The following is a 7,535-nucleotide window of genomic DNA, read 5'->3' as shown; positions in this document are numbered from 1 at the left end:
ATGCCTTCGCGGAACTCGGTGACCTGCTTGCCGTCCTTCAGGACGATGGCGTCCTTGCCGACCAGATCGATCCGGCTGACATGGCTGTCGAGGTTCACGCGGATCAGCGGCCAGTTCAGGCGCGCGGCGATCTGCTCGATGTGGGTCGACTTGCCCGTGCCGTGATAGCCTTGGACCATCACGCGGCGGTCGAACGCGAAGCCTGCGCAGATCGCCCGGGTGGTTTCCGGGTCGAACTTATAGGCGAGATCGATGTCCGGCACGTGGGCGTCGCGCTCGCTGAAGGCGGGCACGGTCATGTCCACATCGACTCCGAACGTGTCGCGGACCGACACCTTCTTGTCCGGAACCAGAGCGATCAGCTTGTCGTCTTGGGTATTGGCGAAAGAAGTCATGGCGGGCTTCGATTACAGGGTTACGGACGCAATGCAAACGCCAGTTTGCATGCTTGGCGGGGCTGTTGCGAGGGCGCCGCGACGTCAGGCGGTTTCCGAGCCGCGCCGCAGTTCCCTGGGACCTGCGCCCCACCATGCCTTAACCGCGCGGGAAAAGGCGCTTTCCTCCGAATAGCCCAGGCGCAGCGCCAGTTCCGCCAGCGACAGGCGAGATTCGGTGAGCAGGATCATGGCCTCGCGCATTCGGGCCTCGTCACGCAGAACCGAGAAGCTGACTCCCGCTTCGTTCAGGCGCCGCTGCAGGCTGCGAACGGACAGGCCAAGCTCGGCCGCCGCGGCTGGCGCGCTGGCGGTGCGAAACCCCGTGCGGTGGATCACCGCCTGGACCTGCGTACAGAGGGTCTCGCTGCGGTTCTGGTCGCGCAGCAGGCCCTCGGCATAGGCGGCGTTCAGTTCCAGCAGCCGGGGATCGGCGCCGGGCACCGGATGCTCAAGGTCGGCGAGGGCGAACACCAGCCCGGCGTTGGTTCCGAAACCGACCGGTAGCTTGAGGAAGGCTTCATAGGTCTCGCGCGGGGCAGGCGCGCCGTTCATCAGGATCACGCGCTCCGGGCGCACGCCGGTCCCGCTCGCCGCCGGGCGGCTTGCGCTCAGGGTCGCGAGCACGGACTCGACCTGTAGCCGATGGACTTCAACGGGATCGCGCGTCGGTACATAGGTCAGGCGAAGCGTTTCGCCTTCACGTGTCGCCCGATAGCCGCCGCTGTTGCTGACCAGCTGCTGATAACGCAGCAGCATGTCGAGGCCGGCCCCCACGGTGGCGCTATGGGCCATCAGGATCGTGATGACGTTGCTGGCCTGGATTGGCAGGCCGGCTCCGACCCTGAAGCCGAGCAGGGGATCGGTGCTGAGCGACGCCGCCCGGCGCCATAGCCGGCGCACCGAGGCGACATCGACGCGGGAATCTCGCGCCGCGGATCCACCGTCGAAGCCCCGCAGGTCATGGGTCAGGGCCTGGCGGTCCAGGCCTTGCGCGACCAGGCCGTCGAGGGCGGCGTTGACCCAGCCCGCCATGATCGTCGAGGTTTCGCGCATCCTGTGAATAGAGACCAGGCGTCACACCGAGCCAAGTCTTGTGGCGCGCGAAGTCAAATGTTCGGCGCGCCGGATCAAGCGCAGGGCGTTAAGGTCGTCTCAAAGATCGAGCGGTGAATAGGCTGGCTCGACCCACGGAGGAACCATATGGACCAGGCTCTCGTCGGCGCGCGCAGCATCTCCGTCACGCCCCAAGCGACCGGCTTTGGCGCCGAGGTCGCCGGCCTCGACCTCTCCAAGCCGCTGAGCCCGGAAATCCTGGCCGAGGTGAAGGCCGCCTGGGCTTCGCATTCGGTGGTGGCGTTCCCGAACCAACCCCTGTCGCTGGACGCGCTGGAAGCCTTCACCCAGCAGATCGGGGCGTTCGGCGTCGATCCGTTCATCGCACCGATGCCTGGGCGCCCCAATGTGCTGGAGCTGCGCCGCGAGCCAGACGAGAAGGCGACCAATTTCGGCGCAGGCTGGCACTCGGACTGGAGCTTCCAGAAGGAGCCGCCGGCCGCGACCTTGCTGCGCTCGGAAGTGACGCCCCCGGTCGGCGGCGACACGCTCTTCGCCGACTGCTCGCGGGCCTATGACGCGCTGTCGGACGCCATGAAGGCGGTGCTCGCGCCGCTCAGGGCGATCCACTCAGCGACGCGCGCCTATGGAACCCAGGGCGTCTTCGCCCGCGAGACCGAGAAGCGCACCATGGAGATCATCGTCTCCTCGGAAGCCGACAAGACGCTGAGCCACCCCTTGGTGCGCACCCATCCCGTCACCGGCCGCAAGGCGCTGTTCGTCAGCCCGACCTATACGGTGGGGATCGAGGGTATGTCCCTGAAGGAAAGTCACGCGATCCTCGGCTTCCTGTTCGCCCACATGACCCAGGAAGAGTTCATCTATCGCCACAAGTGGCGGGCCGGGATGCTGCTGATGTGGGACAACCGCTGCACCGTTCACCTGGCCGAGGGCGGCTATGACGGCCACCTTCGCGTCATGCACCGGACGACCGTGGCGGGGGACGCCCCAGTCTAGACGACGCCTGCCGCGAGCCGGGCCGCCAGGGTCCGGGTCCGGCGCGCCGCCGTCCAGATCGTGCCCAGCACAATGATCGCTAGACCAACGATCAGGGCCTGGCCATGCCAGCCCCAGAGCGGCTCGAAGGCGGCCACCGCGCAGGTGGCGGTCAGCGCCGCCATTCGGTGCGGCTTGGCCATCGGGCCGGAAAAATCGGCTGGGAAGCCCAGGCCCCGGCCCAGTTCGCGGACATAGGCGGTCATCACCGCCAGCACCGCGGCCGCCCAGCCGAGCGGGACGCCCAGAGCCAGGCCCGACGCGGCGGCGCAATATCCGGCGCCGACCAGGAACAGCGCGTCGGCGATGCGGTCGGGCAGCTCGTTCCAGATCGGGCCGGCCGGGCCGCCCTTGCCGTGTTCTACCGCGACCATGCCGTCGAGCAGGTTGCAGACCAGTCGCAGCTGGATGCACACGCCAGCCCCGATCAGCAGGCCGCCGCGCGCCAGGCCGACGGCGCTACCCGCCATCACGAACAGCGCGCAGCCGAGGATGGCGAACATAACGCTGCCGGCGGAAATGGCGTCAGGGCTCAGGCCGGCGCGGGCGAGGCCAGAGGCCAGGCCCTGGGCCCAGGAGGCGCCGCGCGTCTTCAGCGGCCGGCGGTTTTCCGGGGTGAGATCGGTCATCGGGCGGCCTTGGCTTGGCCGCGCGCGAGCGTGGCGGAATAGATGATGGCGTAGAGAGTCGACACCGACCACGGCACGGCGATGGTGCGCAAGATCTCGGGCGTGCCGATCAGCTTGTGGACGCTGACCAGCAGGAGCAGCACCGCTCCCGCGGTGATCGTCGGCGGCAGCGCGTAGTTGAGCACGCCAGGAAACCGGCCGCTCATCGCTTCCAGCGCCCTCTTGAGCACGAGGGTGATCAGGCCTGAGAGCACGCCCTGCGACAGGGCCGGCAACCAGGCGGCGGCCAAGCCATGCCCACTGTTGGCGAACAGAGCCCAACCGCCCATGGCCAGGAAGGCGAAGCCGATATGGGCCACGCTCGATCCGGCGAAAGTCCGAAGGCTCGAGCTCAAATGCTTGCGCCGGAAATCCGGCCCCTCTTGCTAAGGATGGGACCCTTGCTGTCATACACGCTAGGGTCAAGACGCGCGGCGAGGGGGAGTTCGGCTCACCATGCCCGTGGCGGTCGAGCGGGGACATGTCGGCATGGATGCGATCACAGCCTTTTTCGCGGGGCAATCACCCGCCCTGCTGTGGGGCTTGGGCGGCGTGCTCGCGGTCCTGACCCTCGCGGTCGCGGTCACCGCCCTGCTGCCGATGCTGAAGCCGGCGGGAGATTTCACCAACCTGCGTCAGCGGATATCGTCCTGGTGGGTGATGATCGCCCTGTTGGCCGGAGCCTTGCTGATTGGCTGGCAGGCGGTCACCGCCCTGTTCCTGGTGATCTCGTTCATCGCGCTGCGGGAATTCCTGTCGCTGGCCCCTGTGCGCCGTGAGGACCGCCTGATCGTGCTGGCCGCCTTCGTGGCCATGCTGATCAACTACCTCTTCATCGTCATCGACGACTACGGCCTCTATCGGGTGTTCATCCCGACCTATGTGTTCCTGATCATCCCGTTCCTGATGGCCTGTATCGGCCAGACGCGGGCCTTCCTGGCGACCACGGCGACCTTCCACTGGGCCATCGTCACTTGCGTCTACAACCTCGGCTACATCGCCTTCCTGATGCGGACTCCGGCGAGCGAGACGCTGCCGGCCGGGGCGGCGGGCCTGGTATTCTTCCTGCTGGTGGCGACCGAGGCCAATGACGTGGCGCAGTACATCTGGGGCAAGCTGCTTGGGCGCCGCAAGATCGTGCCCAAGGTCAGCCCCAACAAGACCTGGGAAGGCTTCCTGGGCGGCTGGCTCACCACGGGCTTGCTGATCTGGTTCATGGGACCGGTGTTCACGCCGCTCAGCGGGATCGGGCTGGCGGTCTTGGCGATTTTCCTGCCAGTGGCGGGCTTCGCCGGCGACGTGACCATGAGCGCCATCAAGCGTGACATCGGCGTCAAGGACACCAGCGCGCTCATTCCCGGTCACGGCGGGCTGCTGGATCGCGCCGACAGCCTGACCTTCACCGCGCCGCTCTATTTCCACATCCTGGCCTACTTCGCCCTGGGTCACTTCTGATGCTCTGGTTCCGCCGTCTCGTCCTGGTGCTGATCGCCCGTCCGATCGCTCGCATCTTCACCGGCGCCGACATCGTCGGGCGCGAGCGGTTGCCGTTGAAGGGGCCCGCGATCCTGGTCGCCAACCATGCCAGCCATGTCGACACCATCCTGATGCTGACCCTCTATCCGTCGCGCGGGCTGGACCGGGTGCGGCCGGCGGCGGCGGCGGACTATTTCCTGCGCGGCGGGCTGATCAGCTGGTTTTCCAACAAGATCATCGGGATCGTGCCGGTGGCGCGCGACAAGGCCGGCACCGGCGTCGACGTGCTGGCCCCGGTCCGCGAGGCGCTGAAGGCCGGCGATATCGTGTTGATCTTCCCCGAGGGCACGCGCGGGGACGGCGAGGCGATGTCGGACCTGAAGAGCGGCGTCGCCCGCCTGGCCGCCGACGTCCCTGAGGCGCCGGTCATTCCGATCTGGCTGCAGGGCGCGGGCCGGGTGCTGCCCAAGGGCGGCATCGTGCCGGTGCCGATGAACTGCACGGTGCTGGTCGGCGAGCCGCTACATTGGCAGGGCGACCGGGCGGCGTTCATGGCCGAGCTACGCCAGCGGTTGGAGGACCTTCACGCCAAGGCCCCGCCCCAACGCTGGGCGTAGGCGCTTAGGCCATCTTCGCCTTCTTCAGAGACTTGTAGGCCTTGATCGCGCGCTGCAGCTTGTTCTCGGCCGAGCGGTCGCCACCGTTTGAGTCGGGGTGGCAGCGCTTCACCAGTTCCAGGTAGCGGGCGCGGATGGCGGGACCATCGGCGTTCTCGTCCAGGTCCTGGTCGGCCAGGGCGTTGCGTTCGATCTTGCCGATCCGCCGAACGTTGGGGGCTTCCGGGCTCGGCTTGGGACGTTGGCCGCCGCCGAACAGGCTGAACGGGTCGCTATAACCCTCGCCCTTGCCGAAGCCATGCGCCGCCGCCGCGGCTTCGCGCGAGAACTTGCTGGCCTTGAATTGCCAGGTCGGACGATCGCCGGACGCGCTCTGGGCCTGGCGCTGACGCACCTCGCCCTCGCTCATGCCGGCGAAGAAGTTCCACTGCTTGTTATATTCCGCCGCGTGCGGCTGGCAGAACCAGTAGTGCTCATTCAGCATGTCGCGGGATTTCGGCGCACGCGCCGTCGCCGCCGTCCGGCACCCCGGATTGTCGCAGGCCCGTTCCCCGGGCTTTAGCGCATAGACGTCGTCGGATTGCTTCCCCTCATCGGAGGAGGGGGGACGCACCCGGATATCGACGAACTTAGGCTTGTATTGAAACGCACCGGCCATGGCCTGATTATGAGGGTCCTGAGTTCGCTTTTCTAGAATTGAACATGAAGCCGATGGGCGCCATATTTGAGACCATCCACGACAAGCTCACTGCGGTGTTCTCGCCCACCCGCCTGGAGATCCAGGACGACTCTGACCGGCATGCCGGTCACGCGGGCGCGACACCGGGGGGAGAAAGCCATTTCAACGTATTGATTGAAGCGCAAGCCTTCGCTGGAGCGTCCAAAGTGGCGCGTCAGAGATTGATTTACAAGGCGCTTTCCGACGAACTCGCCGGACCGGTCCACGCGCTGTCCATCAAGGCGCTGGCGCCCGGCGAAGATAGCTAGGAAGCTACAACACAGCGGATCGGACGAGTTGAGCGCGCGTTTCACTTTTGACTGAACAACAAGTGTGTGAGCGCTCACGCCTGGGGAGGCGAGATTTTGAAGACGACGATCACGGTTAACGGACAGGCGCGGACGCTCGACGTCGATTCGCGCACAACATTGTTGGACGCCCTGCGCGAGCATCTCGGGCTGATTGGTTCGAAGAAGGGCTGCGATCACGGCCAGTGCGGCGCCTGCACGGTGCTGGTGAACGGCGCGCGGATCAATTCCTGCCTTTCGCTGTTGGCCATGCACGACGGCGACCAGGTCACGACTATCGAGGGACTGGGCACGGCTGAAAACCTGCACCCGGTCCAGCAGGCCTTCCTGGAAAACGACGCCTTCCAATGCGGCTACTGCACGCCGGGCCAGATCTGCTCGGCTGTCGGCATGCTGCAGGAGGCCGCCGACGGCTGGCCAAGCCAGGTGATGGAGGACGTCGCCGCGGTGGTCGACCTGACCGAGGCCGAGATCCGCGAGCGGATGAGCGGCAACATCTGCCGCTGCTCGGCCTATCCCCAGATCGTCGCCGCGATCCGCAGCGTGGCGGGAGACGCCGCATGAGGCCCTTCACCTACGAACGCGCCGCCGACGCCCTGTCGGCGGTCAAGGCGGTGGCCGAGAATCCCGGCGCCAAGTTCCTCGCCGGCGGCACCAACCTGCTGGACCTGATGAAGCTCGACATCGAACGGCCGACCCATCTGGTCGATGTCGGCCGGTTGCCCTTCGCGGGCGTCGAGGAGGTGAACGGCGGCCTGCGGGTCGGCGGAGCCATGGTCAACAGCAAGCTCGCCGCCCATCCGCGGATGCGCGAGATGTATCCGGTGCTGGTCCGCGCCCTGGTCTCTGGCGCCTCGGGCCAGCTTCGCAACAAGGCGACGACGGCGGGAAACCTGCTCCAGCGGACCCGCTGCGCCTATTTCTACGACACCACCAAGCCCTGCAATAAGCGCCAGCCGGGCTCGGGTTGCAGCGCCCTGGAGGGGGTGCACGGCGCTCATGACGCCATCTTCGGCGCCAGCAAGGCCTGCATCGCCAGCCATCCCTCGGACATGGCCGTGGCCCTGACCGCGCTGGGCGCGAGCATCGAGACCCTGACGCCCAGCGGCGCCTCGCGGACCCTGGCGGTTCAGGATCTGCATCGCCTGCCTGGCGACACCCCACAGGTGGAGTCCGATCTGGCGCCCGGCGAATTGATCACC

General features: G+C 66.9%; 11 protein-coding genes. 6 read left to right on the top strand and 5 right to left on the bottom strand.

Features of this window, described 5'->3' with window-relative positions; all coding sequences use genetic code 11:
* Both Q7T84_RS01160 and Q7T84_RS01155 read right to left on the bottom strand, forming a co-directional pair.
* On the bottom strand, positions 1-395 hold a 395-nt coding region (locus tag Q7T84_RS01160; RefSeq protein ID WP_304805731.1), incomplete at its 3' end, for an AAA family ATPase.
* A gap of 84 nt (positions 396-479) precedes the next feature.
* On the bottom strand, positions 480-1,469 hold the full coding sequence (locus Q7T84_RS01155; RefSeq protein ID WP_304805730.1) for an AraC family transcriptional regulator: 990 nt from the start codon (positions 1,467-1,469) through the stop codon (positions 480-482).
* Positions 1,470-1,637: 168 nt separating this feature from the next.
* Between Q7T84_RS01155 and Q7T84_RS01150 the strand changes: the two genes are divergently transcribed.
* Positions 1,638-2,507 carry a TauD/TfdA family dioxygenase gene (locus Q7T84_RS01150; protein WP_304805729.1) on the top strand — a complete coding sequence of 290 codons (870 nt, stop codon included), beginning with the start codon at positions 1,638-1,640 and terminating at the stop codon, positions 2,505-2,507.
* Here the strand turns inward: Q7T84_RS01150 and Q7T84_RS01145 are convergent.
* Together Q7T84_RS01145 and Q7T84_RS01140 are read right to left on the bottom strand one after the other, a co-directional pair.
* A complete protein-coding gene (locus tag Q7T84_RS01145) occupies positions 2,504-3,175 on the bottom strand; it encodes a CDP-alcohol phosphatidyltransferase family protein (protein ID WP_304805728.1) in 672 nt (223 codons plus the stop codon). The genes Q7T84_RS01150 and Q7T84_RS01145 overlap by 4 nt on opposite strands.
* On the bottom strand, positions 3,172-3,570 hold the full coding sequence (locus Q7T84_RS01140) for a hypothetical protein (protein WP_304805727.1): 399 nt from the start codon (positions 3,568-3,570) through the stop codon (positions 3,172-3,174). Before Q7T84_RS01140 ends, Q7T84_RS01145 begins: the two co-directional genes overlap by 4 nt.
* 100 nt (positions 3,571-3,670) lie before the next feature.
* Here Q7T84_RS01140 and Q7T84_RS01135 point away from each other — a divergent pair, with 100 nt between their 5' ends.
* Complete coding sequence (locus Q7T84_RS01135; RefSeq protein WP_304805726.1) at positions 3,671-4,669, top strand: phosphatidate cytidylyltransferase; 999 nt, start codon at positions 3,671-3,673, stop codon at positions 4,667-4,669.
* Positions 4,669-5,307, top strand: coding sequence for a 1-acyl-sn-glycerol-3-phosphate acyltransferase (locus Q7T84_RS01130; protein ID WP_304805725.1), 639 nt, complete (start codon positions 4,669-4,671; stop codon positions 5,305-5,307). Before Q7T84_RS01135 ends, Q7T84_RS01130 begins: the two co-directional genes overlap by 1 nt.
* 4 nt (positions 5,308-5,311) lie before the next feature.
* Here the strand turns inward: Q7T84_RS01130 and Q7T84_RS01125 are convergent, their stop codons facing one another.
* Positions 5,312-5,965 carry a J domain-containing protein gene (locus Q7T84_RS01125; protein WP_304805724.1) on the bottom strand — a complete coding sequence of 218 codons (654 nt, stop codon included), beginning with the start codon at positions 5,963-5,965 and terminating at the stop codon, positions 5,312-5,314.
* A gap of 53 nt (positions 5,966-6,018) precedes the next feature.
* Between Q7T84_RS01125 and Q7T84_RS01120 the strand changes: the two genes are divergently transcribed.
* The 3 genes from Q7T84_RS01120 to Q7T84_RS01110 all read left to right on the top strand — a co-directional run.
* Positions 6,019-6,294 carry a BolA family transcriptional regulator gene (locus tag Q7T84_RS01120; protein ID WP_304805733.1) on the top strand — a complete coding sequence of 92 codons (276 nt, stop codon included), beginning with the start codon at positions 6,019-6,021 and terminating at the stop codon, positions 6,292-6,294.
* A gap of 96 nt (positions 6,295-6,390) precedes the next feature.
* Positions 6,391-6,897 carry a 2Fe-2S iron-sulfur cluster-binding protein gene (locus Q7T84_RS01115; RefSeq protein ID WP_304805723.1) on the top strand — a complete coding sequence of 169 codons (507 nt, stop codon included), beginning with the start codon at positions 6,391-6,393 and terminating at the stop codon, positions 6,895-6,897.
* On the top strand, positions 6,894-7,535 hold a 642-nt coding region (locus tag Q7T84_RS01110), incomplete at its 3' end, for a xanthine dehydrogenase family protein subunit M (RefSeq protein ID WP_304805722.1). The genes Q7T84_RS01115 and Q7T84_RS01110, both read left to right, overlap by 4 nt.

Source organism: Phenylobacterium sp., assembly GCF_030654915.1.
In the GTDB taxonomy this organism is placed as follows: Bacteria; Pseudomonadota; Alphaproteobacteria; order Caulobacterales; family Caulobacteraceae; genus Phenylobacterium.
Note: the sequence above shows the minus strand (reverse complement) of the source record. Positions and strands in the feature narration are given on the sequence as shown.

What these genes read in the sequence shown, in the direction of transcription:
- Q7T84_RS01155 (WP_304805730.1), bottom strand. Translation starts at nt 1,469, where the DNA reads ATGGCGGGCTGGGTCAACGCCGCCCTCGACGGCCTGGTCGCGCAAGGC.
- Q7T84_RS01150 (WP_304805729.1), top strand. Translation starts at nt 1,638, where the DNA reads ATGGACCAGGCTCTCGTCGGCGCGCGCAGCATCTCCGTCACGCCCCAA.
- Q7T84_RS01145 (WP_304805728.1), bottom strand. Translation starts at nt 3,175, where the DNA reads ATGACCGATCTCACCCCGGAAAACCGCCGGCCGCTGAAGACGCGCGGC.
- Q7T84_RS01135 (WP_304805726.1), top strand. Translation starts at nt 3,671, where the DNA reads ATGCCCGTGGCGGTCGAGCGGGGACATGTCGGCATGGATGCGATCACA.
- Q7T84_RS01130 (WP_304805725.1), top strand. Translation starts at nt 4,669, where the DNA reads ATGCTCTGGTTCCGCCGTCTCGTCCTGGTGCTGATCGCCCGTCCGATC.
- Q7T84_RS01125 (WP_304805724.1), bottom strand. Translation starts at nt 5,965, where the DNA reads ATGGCCGGTGCGTTTCAATACAAGCCTAAGTTCGTCGATATCCGGGTG.
- Q7T84_RS01120 (WP_304805733.1), top strand. Translation starts at nt 6,019, where the DNA reads ATGGGCGCCATATTTGAGACCATCCACGACAAGCTCACTGCGGTGTTC.